This is a genomic window from Serratia sp. ASV30, assembly GCF_016428815.1.
GTDB classification, from domain to species: Bacteria; Pseudomonadota; Gammaproteobacteria; order Enterobacterales; family Enterobacteriaceae; genus Chania; species Chania fonticola_C.
Genome location: NZ_JAELTL010000017.1, coordinates 30,555 through 46,513, shown reverse-complemented (window position 1 = coordinate 46,513; position 15,959 = coordinate 30,555). Strand labels below are relative to the sequence as shown.

At 55.3% G+C, this 15,959-nt stretch carries 11 protein-coding genes; 2 read left to right on the top strand and 9 right to left on the bottom strand.

Annotated elements, in window-relative coordinates:
* Window positions 1–54: 54 nt before the first annotated feature.
* The 6 genes from glgP to asd form a co-directional block, all read right to left on the bottom strand.
* The gene (glgP, locus tag JHD74_RS10085) at window positions 55–2,502 is read right to left on the bottom strand and encodes a glycogen phosphorylase (RefSeq protein WP_186529973.1); all 2,448 of its coding nucleotides are present in this window, start codon (window positions 2,500–2,502) and stop codon (window positions 55–57) included.
* A 24-nt stretch (window positions 2,503–2,526) separates the two neighbouring features.
* Window positions 2,527–3,960 carry a glycogen synthase GlgA gene (glgA, locus tag JHD74_RS10080; RefSeq protein ID WP_199062650.1) on the bottom strand — a complete coding sequence of 478 codons (1,434 nt, stop codon included), beginning with the start codon at window positions 3,958–3,960 and terminating at the stop codon, window positions 2,527–2,529.
* An 82-nt stretch (window positions 3,961–4,042) separates the two neighbouring features.
* Entirely contained in the window at window positions 4,043–5,320 is a 1,278-nt protein-coding gene (glgC, locus tag JHD74_RS10075) for a glucose-1-phosphate adenylyltransferase (RefSeq protein ID WP_024527609.1), read from the bottom strand.
* A gap of 12 nt (window positions 5,321–5,332) precedes the next feature.
* Window positions 5,333–7,318 carry a glycogen debranching protein GlgX gene (gene glgX, locus JHD74_RS10070; RefSeq protein ID WP_199062648.1) on the bottom strand — a complete coding sequence of 662 codons (1,986 nt, stop codon included), beginning with the start codon at window positions 7,316–7,318 and terminating at the stop codon, window positions 5,333–5,335.
* A complete protein-coding gene (glgB, locus tag JHD74_RS10065) occupies window positions 7,318–9,501 on the bottom strand; it encodes a 1,4-alpha-glucan branching protein GlgB (protein ID WP_024527611.1) in 2,184 nt (727 codons plus the stop codon). The genes glgX and glgB overlap by 1 nt, the downstream gene beginning before the upstream one ends.
* A 438-nt stretch (window positions 9,502–9,939) precedes the next feature.
* Complete coding sequence (gene asd, locus JHD74_RS10060) at window positions 9,940–11,046, bottom strand: aspartate-semialdehyde dehydrogenase (RefSeq protein WP_065683993.1); 1,107 nt, start codon at window positions 11,044–11,046, stop codon at window positions 9,940–9,942.
* Window positions 11,047–11,248: 202 nt separating this feature from the next.
* On the opposite strand from asd, the gene JHD74_RS10055 reads away from it, so the two are divergent.
* Window positions 11,249–11,842, top strand: a complete 594-nt coding sequence (locus tag JHD74_RS10055; RefSeq protein WP_021181749.1) for a YhgN family NAAT transporter — start codon at window positions 11,249–11,251, stop codon at window positions 11,840–11,842.
* Window positions 11,843–11,885: 43 nt separating this feature from the next.
* Here JHD74_RS10055 and gntT read toward each other — a convergent pair whose 3' ends face one another.
* A complete protein-coding gene (gntT, locus tag JHD74_RS10050) occupies window positions 11,886–13,202 on the bottom strand; it encodes a gluconate transporter (protein ID WP_024527613.1) in 1,317 nt (438 codons plus the stop codon).
* 307 nt (window positions 13,203–13,509) lie between these two features.
* Between gntT and JHD74_RS10045 the strand changes: the two genes are divergently transcribed.
* Window positions 13,510–14,016 (top strand): gluconokinase, encoded by a 507-nt coding sequence (locus JHD74_RS10045; protein WP_021807427.1) that lies wholly within the window; start codon window positions 13,510–13,512, stop codon window positions 14,014–14,016.
* A gap of 36 nt (window positions 14,017–14,052) precedes the next feature.
* Here JHD74_RS10045 and gntR read toward each other — a convergent pair whose 3' ends face one another.
* Window positions 14,053–15,048: a gluconate operon transcriptional repressor GntR gene (gntR, locus tag JHD74_RS10040; protein ID WP_074030302.1), complete on the bottom strand. Its 996-nt coding sequence runs from the start codon at window positions 15,046–15,048 to the stop codon at window positions 14,053–14,055.
* Between the two features lie 134 nt (window positions 15,049–15,182).
* The gene (locus JHD74_RS10035; RefSeq protein WP_024527615.1) at window positions 15,183–15,878 is read right to left on the bottom strand and encodes a pirin family protein; all 696 of its coding nucleotides are present in this window, start codon (window positions 15,876–15,878) and stop codon (window positions 15,183–15,185) included.
* Window positions 15,879–15,959 lie beyond the last annotated feature (81 nt).

Below are 15,959 nucleotides of genomic sequence, written 5' to 3'. Positions count from 1 at the left end.
GCATACGGGACGCAACAAGTTAAATTCAAGGGCCGGTGATCCGGCCCTTGGCTATTACAGCTTTATCGGTTTGATATTCCAGATCTCGTCCGCGTACTCCTGGATCGTGCGGTCGGAAGAGAAGTAGCCCATGTTGGCGATATTGAGTATCGCGCGCCTGGTCCAGTCGTCCTGATTGAGATACACCTCATCCACCTTATCCTGCGTATCCACATAGCTGCGATAATCGGCCAACAGCTGATAGTGGTCGCCAAGATTGACCAGTGAATCGAACAGGCTGCTGTAGCGCTTGGGCTCTTCAGGGCTGAACACCCCGGTAGCGATCTGCGTCAAAGCCAGATGCAACTCTTCATCCTGCTCGTAATACTGACGTGGGTTATACCCATCTCGGCGCAGCGCTTCCACCTGATCGGCGGTATTGCCAAAGATAAAGATGTTCTCTTCACCCACATGTTCCAGCATTTCGACGTTGGCCCCGTCCAGCGTACCAATGGTCAAGGCACCGTTGAGAGCAAACTTCATATTACTGGTGCCCGAAGCCTCTGTCCCCGCCAGCGAGATCTGCTCGGAAAGATCGGCCGCCGGAATGATCATCTGGGCCAGGCTTACCCCGTAGTTAGGGATAAACACCACCTTCAAATCATCATGCACTCGCGGATCGTTGTTGATCACCTTCGCTACGTCATTGATCAAACGGATGATCTGTTTGGCGGCATAGTAGGCCGAAGCCGCTTTACCCGCGAAGATCACCACGCGCGGTACGCGTTTGGCATCAGGATCCTGCAACAGACGGTTATAACGCGTGATCACATGTAATACGTTCAGCAATTGCCGCTTATATTCGTGGATCCGTTTGATTTGCACGTCGAACAACGCGTCGGGGTTCACCACCACGTTGAGCTTTTTCGCGATATACCCCGCTAGCCGCTCTTTATTCTGCCGTTTGGCAGCCTGTACGGCCTGCAAGAAGCTCGGGTAATCCGCATTCGCTTTGATTTCGCCAAGCTGGCTGAGATCGGTACGCCAGTGATGACCAATACTGTCATCCAGCACTTTGGATAATGGCCGGTTAGCCAACCCCAGCCAGCGACGCGGCGTGACCCCGTTGGTTTTATTGCAGAAGCGATCGGGGAATACGCGAGCAAAATCGGCAAACAGGGACTGTACCATCAGTTCGGAGTGCAGTGCCGAGACGCCATTCACCTTATGGCTGGCGACCACAGCCAACCACGCCATACGCACTCTGCGCCCGTTGGTTTCATCAATGATGGAGACCCGTGCCAGCAATTGATCATCGCCCGGTACCACTTGCTGTACCTGCTTGAGGAAATGGTCGTTGATTTCGAAGATCAGTTGCAGGTGGCGCGGCAGTATTTTGCCCAGCATATCAACCGGCCAGGTTTCCAGCGCTTCGCTCATCAAGGTGTGGTTGGTATAGGAGAACACTTTTTCCACCACTTCCCAGGCATCCAGCCAGCTGAATTTGTGCTCATCAATCAGCAGGTGCATCAGCTCAGGGATCGACAACACCGGGTGGGTATCATTGAGGTGGATGGCAATCTTGTCGGCCAGATTGTCGAAGGTTTTGTGCATCGTCCAATGGCGGTTGAGGATGTCCTGGGTAGTGGCTGAAACCAGGAAATACTCCTGCCGCAGGCGCAGTTCACGCCCGGAATAGGTGGAGTCATCAGGATAGAGCACGCGCGAAACGTTCTCGGAGTGGTTTTTATCTTCCACTGCGGCAAAATAATCCCCCTGGTTGAACTTACCCAGGTTGATTTCATTACTGGCCTGAGCGCTCCACAAACGCAGCGTGTTGGTGGCATCGGTATCAAAGCCCGGGATCACCTGATCGTAGGCGATAGCGATAATCTCTTCGGTTTCCACCCAGCGGGCCTTCGCCCCTTCCTGCTGAACGCGGCCACCAAAACGCACTTTATAGCGGGTATTATGGCGCGGAAATTCCCACGGGTTGCCGTATTCCAGCCAATAATCCGGCGACTCCATCTGTTGGCCATCGACGATGTTCTGCTTGAACATGCCATATTCATAGCGAATACCGTAGCCCCGGCCAGGCAGCGCCAGCGTGGCCAAGGAATCCAGGAAGCAGGCAGCCAAACGCCCCAGGCCGCCATTGCCCAAGCCAGGATCGTTCTCTTCCTCAAGCAGCTCACTCAGGTTCAGACCCATCTCACCGAGTGCGTCCTCAATATCCTGGTAAATCCCCATCGATAACAGCGCATTCGACAGCGTACGGCCAAGCAGAAACTCCATCGACAGGTAATACACCTGCCGGACATCTTGTGAAAGCTGGGCGCGATTGGATCGCAACCAACGTTCCACCATCCTGTCGCGCACCGCAAACAGCACGGCATTAAGCCAGTCGTGCTGGGTGGCGATAGCCGGATCCTTACCGACAATAAACATCAGTTTATAGGCGATGGAATGTTTCAGCGCTTCGACACTGACCGTGGGTGAGGTGTAACTAAACGGTGAAGTCATAGTAATTCAATCCCAAGTACGTGATTACAACAAGCGTTGATAAAGCGACAGATATTCCTTTGCCGCGACTTGCCAGCCAAAATCCAGACTCATGGCATGGCGTTGTACGTGATGCCAATGTCTCGGCCGGCTCCACAGCACCAGAGCACGCCGAATGGCATTGCCCAGGGCAACGGCATCACAATCATCAAATACAAACCCGCTGGCAGTGCCGTCGGCCAGGTTCTCCAGCGCACAGTCCACCACCGTATCTGCCAACCCGCCGGTGCGGCGCACCAGCGGCAACGTGCCATATTTCAGGCCATAAAGCTGTGTTAACCCGCAAGGCTCAAAGCGGCTGGGCACCAGGATCACGTCCGCCCCGCCGATAATGCGGTGGGAGAAGGCATCGTGGTAGCCAATCTGCACGCCGACCTGTTCCGGATAATCGGCCGCCGCGGCCAGGAAAGCCTGCTGCAATACCGCGTCCCCCGCTCCCAGCAGCACCAACTGCCCCCCTTGTTCCAGCAACGCTGGCAGAGCCTCCAGCACCAGATCCAACCCTTTCTGGTTGGTCAAACGACTGACCACTGCAAACAGTGGCAACGATTCATCCACCTGCAGCCCCATGGCTTTTTGCAGATGAACCTTGTTCTTGGCCTTGTTTTTCAAGCTGTCGGCGTCATAGCGTGCCGCGAGGCGCGCATCGTGTGACGGGTCCCAAATCTTGTCATCAACACCGTTGAGAATGCCGCTCAATCTCCCCTGCCGCTGCCGCTCCTGGAGCAACCCTTCCATCCCGTAACCAAACTCCGGCTGGGTAATTTCACGCGCATAGGTCGGGCTGACGGCGGTGATATGGTCGGCGTAGTACAGGCCTGCTTTCAGGAAAGACATCTGGCCGTAAAACTCCAGGCCATAGATATTCAAGAATGACGATGGCAACCACAGCTCCGCCATATGGTGGACAGAGAATAGCCCCTGATAGGCCAGATTGTGTACGGTGAAGATCGAGCGTGCCGGGTGGCCATTAGCCGCCAGATAAGCGCAGGCCAAGCCGGCATGCCAGTCGTGAGCATGGACCAGTTTTGGCCGCCAGTAATGATCCAGCCCCTTCGCCAGCTCGCAGGCCATCCAGCCCAGCAAGGCAAAACGGCGGTGGTTGTCCGGGTAGGCATACATCGACTGATCGTGGTACGGGCTGCCCGGCCGGTCGTACAGCCAGGGGGCATCGATCAGGTAAACGCCTACGCCATGATAGGTGCCATAACGCAGGCCTACGCGCCCGGCAAAAGAGTCGATCTCGGCAACCAGTACCGTGTCCGGGATACCGTTGCGCACGTCAGGAAAAGCCGGTAATAGCACCCGAACATCAGCTCCTGCGGCAATCTGCGCCGTCGGTAATGCGCCAACCACGTCTGCAAGCCCGCCGGTTTTAAGCAGTGGGAACATCTCGGAACATACGTGTAAAACCTGCATTATTACTCCTGAAATTCGGTAAAAACGTCTTTACGGAGATAAGGGGCGCGGCTTGCCACGCCCAAGGTTCCGGCCAGAATGGCTACAGTTTTGCCAACATTTCGCGCGTCACCAGCACGATGCCCTCTTCCGAACGGTAAAAACGCTTGCTGTCTTCCTCGGCGTTTTCACCAATCACCATGCCTTCGGGAATATGGCAGGCGCGATCGATAATGCAGCGGCGCAGGCGGCAGGAGCGGCCAACGTTGACATCGGGCAGTAATACAGAAGAGTCGATAGTGCAGAAGGAGTTCACCCGCACCTTCGAGAACAGCACCGAATGCACCACCACCGAACCGGAGACAATGCACCCACCGGCCACCAGCGAGTTCATGGTCATACCATGGCTGCCGGAACGGTCTTGCACAAATTTGGCCGGTGGCAGTGGCTCCATATAGGTGCGGATCGGCCAGGAACGGTCGTACATATCCAGCTCAGGCGTTACCGAAGCCAGATCGAGGTTGGCGCGCCAGTAGGCTTCCAAGGTCCCGACATCACGCCAATACGGCGGTAGATTCGGACCACATCCCACACAGGAAAGAGTAAACGGATGCGCCCAGGCAGCACCCTGCGCGGTAATTTTGGGGATCAGATCCTTACCGAAATCGTGGGTGGAACCAGGGGTCGACATATCCTCTTCCAGCAGTTGGAAGAGGTAGCTGGCGTTGAAAATATAGATGCCCATGCTGGCCAGTGACATCTCCGGGTTGCCAGGCATGGCTGGCGGATTGGCTGGCTTCTCCAGGAATTCGAGGATCAGGTCATTATCGTCCACCTTCATCACGCCAAACTCGCTGGCTTCCTTGCGCGGTACCGGAATACAGGCCACCGTGCACTGCGCCCCTTTCTCGACGTGGTCGATCAGCATGCGCGAGTAGTCCATTTTATAAATATGGTCGCCCGCCAGGATCACCACGTATTCCGCTTCATAGCGGCGAATGATGTCCAGGTTCTGGTAGACCGCATCCGCGGTGCCTTTGTACCAGTGTTCGGTGCTCAGACGCTGCTGGGCAGGCAGCAGATCGACAAACTCGTTCATCTCTTCGTTGAGGAACGACCAGCCCCGCTGAATATGCTGCACCAACGTATGGGAATGATACTGAGTGATCACCCCCATACGGCGGATCCCTGAGTTCAGGCAGTTGGACATGGCAAAATCGATGATGCGGTACTTGCCACCGAAGTGAACGGCTGGCTTGGCGCGGGTAGAGGTTAAATCTTTCAAACGCGAGCCACGGCCGCCTGCCAATATCAGGGCAACAGATTTATTCGGCAGTTGGCGCGCCAACATCAGAGGGTCTTTATTTTCGTGCTTAACCATAACTGACTCCTTTTAATTTTTCTCTACCAGCACGCAAAGCGAATGCGCAACCTGGCACCAGGCGGGTAAAACCGCCCGCGAATCTTCCTGAGCGAAGGGGGCGACAACCTGCCAATCACCCTCGGGTAACGTCATCTCAACGGTCTGCTGGGTGGCGTTGATCACCATCAGCCAACGTTGCGACAGGCGGATCTGCAAGCAGCGATCACCCTGTTCCCACTGTTGCGCACTGAGCGGCTGCCCCTGCGCGTTTAACCACTGCACGCTGCCGTCTCCCTCCTGCCACCAGCGGTCTGCCTGCAAAGCAGGAATTTGCTGGCGCAAGCGGATCAGCGCGGCGGTGTATGCAGTCAGTGACTCATCCGCATTGGCCCAATCGAGCCAGGTGGTTGCGTTATCCTGACAGTAAGCATTGTTGTTGCCTTGCTGGCTATTTCCGTGCTCATCACCGGCCAGCAGCATCGGTGTCCCCTGTGCCAGAAGCAGCGTGGCAAGCAGTGCTCGCTGGCTGGCCTGGCGGCGTTGCAAAACGGTTTCGTCGGCAATCAGGCCTTCAACTCCGTGGTTACAGCTAAAGTTTTGGTCGCTGCCATCACGGTTTCCCTCTCCGTTAGGCTGGTTATGTTTCTCCTTGAAACTCACTACGTCCTGCAAGGTAAAGCCGTCGTGGGCCGTCAGCATATTGATGCTGACATAAGGCGCACGCCCACGTTGGTTGAATACCTCGCTGGAGGCAGCAAAACGCTGGGCAAACTGACCCAGTGACAAATCCCCCCACAGCCAGAAACGGCGGATATCGTCACGGAAATGGTCATTCCACTCAGCAAAACGGCCTGGAAACGCGCCAACCTGATAGCCCCCCGGGCCAATGTCCCAAGGCTCGGCGATCAGTTTGCAGCGCCCCAGCGTATCGTCCGCCAGCATCGCCTGAAACAGCGGTGCATCGCGGTCAAACGCCGGTGTACGGCCTAACACGGCGCCAAGATCGAAGCGGAAACCGTCGACATGGCACTCCCGAACCCAAAAGCGCAGGCAATCCATCACCCACGCCACGCCCGCTGGCTGATCCAACCGCAGCGTATTGCCACAGCCGGTGAGGTTATCGTAGCCACCATCAGGGGTTAGCCAGTAGTAACTGGGGTTATCGATACCACGCAGCGACAACGTTGGCCCATCCACATCCAGCTCTGCACTGTGGTTGAACACCACGTCCAGGATCACTTCGATCCCCGCCCGGTGCAGTGCTTTCACCGCATCGCGGAGCCCACGAAGCGGCGTCGTCCCGGTGCTCAAACTGCTGTAACGGTTGTCTGGCGCGAAAGGAGCCAGCACGTTGTATCCCCAGTAATTGATCAGCCCCAGGCGCTGCAAACGCGGCTCCGTGGTGTGCTGCTGCACCGGCAAAAGCTCGAGCGCAGTGATCCCCAACCGCTTGAAGTAGGCAATCATCGCCGGGTGGCCAAGAGCGGCAAAGCTGCCACGCAATACGTCCGGGATCTCCGGGTGCGTTAACGTCAGCCCCCGGACGTGGGCTTCGTAGATCACCGTTTTGCCCCAAGGGGTGGCTGGCGGGCGATCGTCTTGCCAATCGTAGCTTTCGTCGATCACTACACATTTGGGCATCAGTTGGGCGCTGTCTTGCTGGTCCGGTTGATCGTACCCCCCATGCAAATTCACATGGTCGGCAACCGGCCCTTCGACTGCCCGCGCCGCAGGATCGAGCAACAGCTTGTTAGCGTTAAAACGCAACCCAAGATGAGGCTCAAACGGGCCATGCACCCGATAACCATAACGTTGCCCCAACTCGCCCCCTGGCAGATATCCATGCCAGATATCACCGCTGCGGGCAGGCAACGGCAGGCGTGTTTCACGATATTGCGCATCGAACAGGCATAGCTCAACCTGCGTGGCATGCGCAGAAAACAGGGTAAAGTTGATGCCATTACCGTCGTAATAAGCCCCTAAAGGCGCGGCAAGACCCGGCGTCAGCTCTACCATCAAGCCTCCCGCCGTAGATAAACAGTTGCCAGCGGTGGCACCATCACGCTGATCGAATGTTCACGACCGTGGCTGCCGATAGGCTGCGAAATCACCCGCCCCTGATTACCCGCGTTACTGCCGTGATAATGGTGTGAATCGGTATTGAGGATTTCCTGATATTCGCCAGCGCGCGCAATGCCGATGCGGTAATGGGGGCGCGGCACCGGGGTAAAGTTGCTGATGGCTATCAGCTCATTGCCCTGAGAGTCATAGCGTGCGAAAGCAAATACCGAGTTGTCGTGATCGTCGACCACCAGCCACTCAAAGCCGTCTGGGCGATAATCGCGCTCATACAGCGGCGCATTCTCCTGATAGCAGTGGTTGAGATCGCGTACCAGCCGTTGCACGCCGTGGTGCCAACCGTCCAGTCCATCCAGCAGATGCCAGTCCAGGCTGGTATCGAAATTCCACTCACGCCCTTGAGCAAATTCGCTGCCCATAAACAGTAGTTTTTTGCCCGGGTGCGCCCACATAAAGCCATAATAGGCCCGCAGGTTGGCGAATTTCTGCCAGGCATCCCCCGGCATCCGATCCAGCACGGAGCCTTTGCCATGCACCACTTCGTCGTGCGAGATCGGCAGCACGAAGTTTTCGGTATAGGCGTAGAGCATGCCGAAGGTCATCAGGTTGTGATGGTATTTACGGTGCACCGGATCGCACTTCATATAATCCAGCGTGTCATGCATCCAGCCAAGATCCCACTTGTAGTGGAAACCTAAGCCGTTGGCATCCGGCGGCAGCGTAACCCCCGGATAGTCGGTGGATTCTTCCGCCAGCGTCACCGCCCCTGGCCGCTCTTTGCCCAGCGTCTGGTTGGTGTAACGCAGGAAGGAAATCGCTTCCAGGTTCTCATTGCCGCCATAGTAGTTTGGCACCCACTCACCGTCGGCACGGCTGTAATCACGGTAAATCATCGACGCCACCGCATCGACACGCAGGGCGTCGATACCAAAGCGCTCCAGCCAGTAAAACGCATTGCCCGCCAGATAGTTACGCACCTCGTGGCGGCCATAGTTGTAGATCAGCGTGTTCCAGTCCTGGTGGAATCCTTCACGAGGATCGGCATATTCATACAGCGCGGTGCCGTCGAAGTTGGCCAGGCCATGGGCATCGCTGGGGAAATGCCCCGGCACCCAATCCAGGATCACGTTGATCCCGGCATCATGAGCCGCAGCGACAAAAGCCTTGAACTCCGCTGGCGTACCAAAACGACGGGTTGGCGCATACATTCCCAACGGCTGATAGCCCCAGCTGCCGTCGAACGGATGCTCGTTGATCGGCAACAGTTCAATATGGGTGAAGCCCATATATTTAACGTAGGGGATCAGTTGCTCGGCCAGCTCTTGGTAGCTGAGCCAGAAATTATTGTCGGTATGGCGACGCCAGGAACCCAGGTGAACTTCATAGATGGAAATCGGACGGTCAAAGTCATTGGCCCGCTGCCTTTCCGGTGTGTTTTCCACCACCGCAGGCAGCGGTGTGATTAACGAAGCCGTTTCGGGCCGCATCTGCGCTTCAAAAGCATAAGGATCGGCTTTCAGCTGCACGTTGCCGTAACAATCGATAATCTCGTATTTATACAGCTGCCCGGCCTTCACGCCCGGTAAAAACAGCTCCCAAATCCCATTCTCTCTTCGCAGGCGCATGGGATGACGCCGTCCATCCCAAAAGTTGAACTCCCCCACGACCGACACGCGCTGGGCATTCGGTGCCCAAACGGCAAAGCTGACCCCATCCACATTATCCAACGAGCCAGGATGCGCCCCCAGCCGCTCATAAGGCCGCAGATGGGTGCCCTCGGCCAGCAGCCAGCTGTCAATATCCTGCAGCAGGGTGCCAAAACGGTATGGGTCTTCAAGCAGTTGTTGATGGTCGCGCCAGCTGACTTCAAGCTGATAGCGGAAAGGGGTTTTACGACGCGGTACGAGAGCGCTGAAAAAACCACGAGCGTCATCGCAATTGAGCTGAACCAGACGGTTACCGGTTTTACTCTCTACCAGCCACACGGTGCCCGCATCCGGCAACAGCGCACAAATCTGTAGGCCGTTTTCGGTTGCATGCATGCCGAGCAAGGAAAAGGGATCGGCATAGTGACCGGAGATGAGCTGATTGATCACGTCACGTTCGGGAAGTACAGGCATAGCATTCTTCCTTTGATTAAGAGCATGACTTTTAAAAGGCTACGCTGAACAAAAAGCAGCCGTTGCACCTATCATGCAATTCATTTGCTACCTAAAGCGTGATTTCAGTCGGTTATTGATTAATCGATCGCCTTCATGCTCGCAGTTTCGCTCTTTATGCTTATTTTTCAGGCGAATTTTCACCATTGATGGAAAACTTTTCATCCACCTAATAAGCATAGCCATGTCTGCTAAAAACACGGTGACATTACCAAGGAAAATTTTTAGCCGGAAAACCGGCGGAGCGGGCAACCTTCGCTGGCTGCGTCTGATATACGACAGGCATGACGTCACCTTGCCTACATCGCCTTTACTGCTACAGCAATCGAGACCAGAAACGTGGAAAACAGGGCATTGGAGGGCTGAAAGAGATCAGCCCTCAGGAAGTTCAGTTCAGGGTTACAGCAGGATACGCAGCATGCGACGTAGCGGTTCGGCCGCGCCCCACAACAGCTGATCGCCAACGGTGAAGGCGGAGAGGTATTCCGGCCCCATATTCAGCTTGCGCAGACGACCAACCGGCGTGTTCAAAGTACCGGTTACGGCAGCAGGCGTCAGCTCACGCATGGTCAGTTCGCGGTCGTTAGGGATCACCCGTACCCAGTCGTTGTGCGTGGCCAACAGTTGCTCGATTTCCGGCAGCGGGATGTCTTTCTTCAGCTTCAGGGTAAATGCCTGGCTGTGGCAGCGCAGAGCACCGACGCGCACACACAAACCATCAACCGGGATGATGCTTGACGTGCTGAGGATCTTGTTGGTTTCCGCCTGGCCTTTCCACTCTTCGCGGCTTTGGCCGTTATCCAGTTGCTTGTCGATCCAAGGGATCAGGCTGCCCGCCAGAGGAACGCCAAAGTTATCGGTTGGCAGCTTACCGGAACGGGTGGCCTCCGTGACTTTACGTTCGATGTCCAGGATCGCCGAGGCCGGGTCCTGCAACTCCTTCGCCACATCCGCATGCAGCATGCCCATCTGAGTCAACAGCTCACGCATATGGCGCGCACCGCCGCCAGAGGCAGCCTGATAGGTGGCAACAGAGGCCCACTCCACCAAGTCGTTGGCAAACAGACCGCCCAGCGACATCAGCATCAGGCTGACGGTGCAGTTACCGCCAACAAAGGTCTTGATGCCTTTGTTCAGCCCTTCCTGGATCACCGCATGGTTGACCGGGTCGAGGATGATAATCGCATCGTCTTTCATACGCAGAGAAGAGGCCGCATCGATCCAATAGCCCTGCCAGCCGGTAGCCCGCAGCTTTGGATAGATTTCATTGGTGTAATCGCCGCCCTGGCAGGTAATAATAATATCGAGAGCGCTTAATGCTTCGACATCATACGCATCTTGCAGCGTGCCTTGCTGCTGACCACCGAAAGCCGGGGCGGCAGCACCGAGCTGTGAAGTGGAGAAAAAGACCGGGCGAATGGCGTCAAAATCGCGCTCTTCAGTCATGCGCTGCATGAGAACCGAGCCGACCATACCACGCCAACCAATGAAACCAACGTTTTTCATATTTACTGTCCTGCCTTGGAGGATGACTATGCTCTATACCCTTTCAGGAAGGATATGAGATAGAGTTAAGTTATATGTTGTGTGCAATATCTACCCACCTTACAAAAAGTCGGCGCGAGCGCAAAGTGAATTTATTCGATGAACAAACAATTCTCAGCAATGCCGCTTATACCCGTCGTTTTTTCTGATTTTGAGGCCTTAAATGACAGAAATGATTGCGGCAACGGTGTTGCTGTTTTTAATTATGGATCCGCTGGGTAACCTGCCGATTTTCATGTCAGTGTTGAAACACCTGGAACCGCGCCGTCGCCGAGCGGTGGTGATCCGCGAGTTACTGATAGCTTTGGTATTGATGCTGATCTTCCTGTTCGCGGGCGAGCATATTTTGGCGTTCCTTAACCTGCGCACCGAAACCGTGTCGATCTCCGGCGGGATTATCCTGTTCCTGATCGCCATCAAGATGATTTTCCCTTCTCAGGAGGGCAGCGGTAGCGATCTTTCCGCCGGAGAGGAGCCTTTCCTGGTGCCGCTCGCCATTCCGTTAGTCGCCGGGCCGTCGATTCTGGCAACCTTGATGTTGCTTTCACACCAGTACCCCAACCAGATTTCACATCTGGTCGTGGCCTTGCTGATTGCCTGGGGATTGTCGGCGGCGATCCTGCTGATGTCGAACGTGTTCCTGCGGTTACTGGGGAGCAAAGGGGTGAGTGCACTGGAACGGCTGATGGGGTTGATTCTGGTGATGCTATCCACCCAGATGTTCCTGGACGGCGTTCGGGCCTATCTGAACCTTTAGCAGTCAGGGCGCAGCAGAGACTGCTGCGCCCCATCGTTAGGACTTAAACCACCATCGCCAACAGCAGGCAGCCAATCAGGCCACACACTGAAATGATGGTTTCCAACGCCGACCAGGACTTGATGGTTTCCATAATGGTCAGGTTGAAATACTCCTTGAACAACCAGAAGCCCGGATCGTTAACGTGAGAGAAAATCACGCTGCCTGAACCGACGGCGATAACCATCAGCTCCGGGCTAGCCCCGGTGGTGGCAATCAGCGGAGCCACAATGCCCCCGGCGGTGATCGCCGCTACGGTCGCTGAACCCAGTGCAATACGCAGCACTGCGGCAATTGACCAGGCCATCAGGATCGGTGACACGTTGCTGCCATGCATGATGCCAGCAATGTATTGCTCAATGCCGCTGTCTACCAGCACCTGTTTGAACGCCCCGCCGCCGCCGATGATTAACAACATCATGGCGATGATTTTGATGGAGTCACTGACGGTGCCCATCACTTCGTCCATGGTGCGGCCACGGTTCAGGCCGAAGGTAAAGATGGCAATCAGCACTGCGATCAGCGTTGCCATTACCGGGTCACCAAAGAACTCGGCGTAAGACAGGAACGGATGGCCTTTAGGCAACACCATTTCCGCCACGGCACGCAACGCCATCAGGATCACCGGCACCAGTGCAGTCGCTACGCTAACGCCAAACCCTGGCATCTCTTCTTCGGTAAAGGTTTTTGGGTTATATAAACCAACCGGAACCGGCTTATCGATACCTTTCAGGAAGCGGGCATACACCGGGCCTGCCAGGATCACGGTTGGGATTGCCAGCAAGGTGCCATACAGCAGGGTTTTCCCCATGTCCGCATGGAAAATGGTAGCAATGGCCGTTGGGCCAGGGTGTGGCGGCAGGAAACCGTGGGTAACGGACAGCGCCGCAGCCATAGGTACACCGACATACAGCAACGGGATACGTGCAGAGGCTGCAATGGTAAACACCAAAGGCAGTAACAGCACGAAGCCCACTTCGTAGAACAGAGCAAAACCGACGGTAAAACCGGTCAGCACGATGGCCCATTGGATATGCTGTTTGCCGAACTTGTCGATCAGCGTGGTAGCAATCCGCTGTGCACCGCCACAGTCCGCCAGCAGCTTACCGAGCATGGCACCAAAGCCCATGATTAGCGCCAGACCACCCAACGTTCCGCCCACGCCGGCCTTGATGGAACCAATCACTTTGTCTACCGGCATTCCCTGCATGATACCAACCGCCAGAGCGACCAGAATCAACGAGATAAAGCCGTTCAGCTTAAAGCGGATCATCAGCAGCAGCAGCATCGCTACGCCGATGGCAACAATCACTAGTGGCATAATTTTTCTCCAACCCTTTTATCACTTGGCCTCTTTACGCAATGGCAGCGAAAGAAGGTGCTTTGTTTTATTGTACGACCCTATCCTGGTGGTCTAAGTAGGCAGCTGAGTACAGTGGTATAGCCAATGGATGCAGATTGCAGCCCGCCACGTGGCGACATGAAAACGACAAGCATGTTCCCTGTTCTATGCTGTGTGATGACAATCACATCTCCATTTGTTACCCGTATCATGATACCGGTAACATGGTAAGATCCGAAACCAGGTAACCCAGCAAAATTCGCATTCTGAGATAGAGATCAAACTTATGGCGGGAAAAAGCATCATCCTGATGGGCGTCTCCGGCAGCGGCAAATCCACGATTGGCGCGGCGGTAGCACGGGAAATCAAGGCTAAATTTATTGATGGCGACGATCTGCATCCACGCGCCAATATCCAGAAGATGGCCAGCGGCCAACCGTTGAATGACGAGGATCGCGCCCCCTGGCTTCAGCGCCTCAACGACGCTGCGTACAGCCTTAATCACAAGAACGAAAGCGGGATTATTGTCTGCTCGGCGCTAAAGCGCCGCTACCGCGATCTGCTTCGCAAAGATAATGACAATATGGTGTTTATCTACCTGAAAGGCAGCTTTGAGACGATCCTGGCCCGTCTGCAAGCCCGTTCCGGGCACTTTATGCCCACCGAGCTGCTAAAAAGTCAGTTTGAAGCATTAGAAGAGCCTGGGGCCGACGAAAAAGATGTGATCTGCGTGGATATTGATACCGACGTTGAAGGCGTAGTTGGCCGCTGTGTCGCAGCGCTGAAGCAATAAGCCAACCGCGCTGGGCGCTGGCTGTCGCGCCCAGGTTCAGATGCTGCCACCGGGTGCCACGGTGAAACCCACGTCTATCATACGTGGGGAAACAACTTCTCCACGCAGCCGTGCCAACAGGCGCTCAGCGGCGAGCTGGCCCATATGCTCACGCGGTGTCAATACGCTCGCCAGTTTTGGCACCATCACCTGCCCGATATCGTGGCCGTGGAAACCGGCAATCGCCATATCCTGCGGGATAGATAACCCCTGGCGCTGACACTCGAATGCCGCGCCGATCGCCAGGTCATCGTTGGTACAAAAGATACTGTCAACCAGCGGATAATCGCGCTGTGCCTCGCGCAACATTTCACCACCGGCCGAATAGGAAGAAGAACGTGCGGTCATGATGCTGTAGGCTTCAAGACCAGACTCACGCATGGCCTGTTCGTAGCCCTGCTGTTTGATAATGGTGCGTTCATCCTGACGCGCGCCAAAGTACACCACATGACGATGACCGCGAGCGATGATCTGCTGGGTCATTTGGCGGGCCGCTTCAAAGTTGTTGAACCCGACCGCCAGATCGATACAGGGTGAGACACAGTCCATCAATTCCACCACCGGGATGCCTGCAACTTCAATCATCTTCAGGGTACGTGCGGTATGGTGTCGTTCGGACAGGATCAGCCCATCGATGTTATAAGAAAACAGCGATGTCAGACGCTCTTCTTCACGCTCCGGCAGATAGCCGTAGTGCGCCAGCATGGTTTGATAGTTGTGTGCATCGGTAACGCTTTCGATACCTCGCAACACTTCGGCAAATACCTGGTTGGTCAGCGACGGCAGCAACACGCCGATCGCCCGGCTGGTCGCATTGGAAAGGATATCCGGGGCGCGATTGGGAATGTAGCCAAGTTCGTCCAGCGCTACCGCAATTTTTTGCTGTAAAGCGGCAGAAACCTGATCGGGATTGCGCAAATAGCGGCTCACCGTCATTTTGGTGACGCCAACCTGATCTGCAACATCTTGAAGCACCGGCCGTTTTTTCTTCATTATCACTGAACTGGCTAACCGTGAATGGGCGGCCATTTTAGCAAATAAAACGCCTTTCCGATATTGTTGGTTATCCGGTCAGCAGATGCAAAAAAGGCCCGGTATAGCACCGAGCCCTCGCTATTACTCTGTCATCACACCGGCGGCAAATCGAACAGTAAAATCTCGCTGTCTTCATCGGCATGGATAGATAACGCTGTCTCATCCCAGATGGCAAAAGCATCGCTAACACCCGCTTTGTGGCCATTGATAGAGACATTGCCATGCACCACCTGGATCCAAACGCGGCGTTCAGCCTGGATTGGATAAACCGATTGCTCGTCTTTCTTCAGCGCCCAGCGAGACAAAGTCATATCCTGGAACACCTTCAGCGAGCCTTCACGGGCGTCTGGCGACAGCACCAACTGGCGGCCCTGAGGCGCATCAAACATCCGTTGCTCATAACGTGGCTCCAGCCCAACCTGATCCGGAATAATCCAGATCTGGTAGAGATGCAATGGCCGGTCGCTATTGGCATTGTACTCGGAGTGACGCACACCGGTCCCTGCACTCATAATCTGGAACTCACCAGCATTGATCTGTTCTTTGTTGCCCATGCTGTCCTGATGCTCCACCGTACCACTCAGCACGTAGGTCAGGATTTCCATGTCTTTATGGGGATGGGTACCAAACCCCTGGCCTGCATCAATCACATCTTCGTTGATCACCCGCAGCGCCGAGAACCCCATAAAGTCGGGATCGTAATAGTCAGCAAATGAGAAAGTATGCCAGCTGTCGAGCCAACCATGATTGGCATGACCGCGATCTTGTGCCTTACGTAAATAAATCATATTCAACTCTCCTCAACGTTTTCTACAGTCTAGACCTGACGGAGGAATATGAAAGCGCAAAAATCTCACCCCTCTGTTCAA

What these genes read in the sequence shown, in the direction of transcription:
- JHD74_RS10055 (WP_021181749.1), top strand. Translation starts at nt 11,249, where the DNA reads ATGACAGAAATGATTGCGGCAACGGTGTTGCTGTTTTTAATTATGGAT.
- JHD74_RS10035 (WP_024527615.1), bottom strand. Translation starts at nt 15,878, where the DNA reads ATGATTTATTTACGTAAGGCACAAGATCGCGGTCATGCCAATCATGGT.
- glgP (WP_186529973.1), bottom strand. Translation starts at nt 2,502, where the DNA reads ATGACTTCACCGTTTAGTTACACCTCACCCACGGTCAGTGTCGAAGCG.
- gntT (WP_024527613.1), bottom strand. Translation starts at nt 13,202, where the DNA reads ATGCCACTAGTGATTGTTGCCATCGGCGTAGCGATGCTGCTGCTGCTG.
- gntR (WP_074030302.1), bottom strand. Translation starts at nt 15,048, where the DNA reads ATGAAGAAAAAACGGCCGGTGCTTCAAGATGTTGCAGATCAGGTTGGC.
- glgC (WP_024527609.1), bottom strand. Translation starts at nt 5,320, where the DNA reads ATGGTTAAGCACGAAAATAAAGACCCTCTGATGTTGGCGCGCCAACTG.
- glgA (WP_199062650.1), bottom strand. Translation starts at nt 3,960, where the DNA reads ATGCAGGTTTTACACGTATGTTCCGAGATGTTCCCACTGCTTAAAACC.
- glgX (WP_199062648.1), bottom strand. Translation starts at nt 7,318, where the DNA reads ATGGTAGAGCTGACGCCGGGTCTTGCCGCGCCTTTAGGGGCTTATTAC.
- glgB (WP_024527611.1), bottom strand. Translation starts at nt 9,501, where the DNA reads ATGCCTGTACTTCCCGAACGTGACGTGATCAATCAGCTCATCTCCGGT.
- asd (WP_065683993.1), bottom strand. Translation starts at nt 11,046, where the DNA reads ATGAAAAACGTTGGTTTCATTGGTTGGCGTGGTATGGTCGGCTCGGTT.
- JHD74_RS10045 (WP_021807427.1), top strand. Translation starts at nt 13,510, where the DNA reads ATGGCGGGAAAAAGCATCATCCTGATGGGCGTCTCCGGCAGCGGCAAA.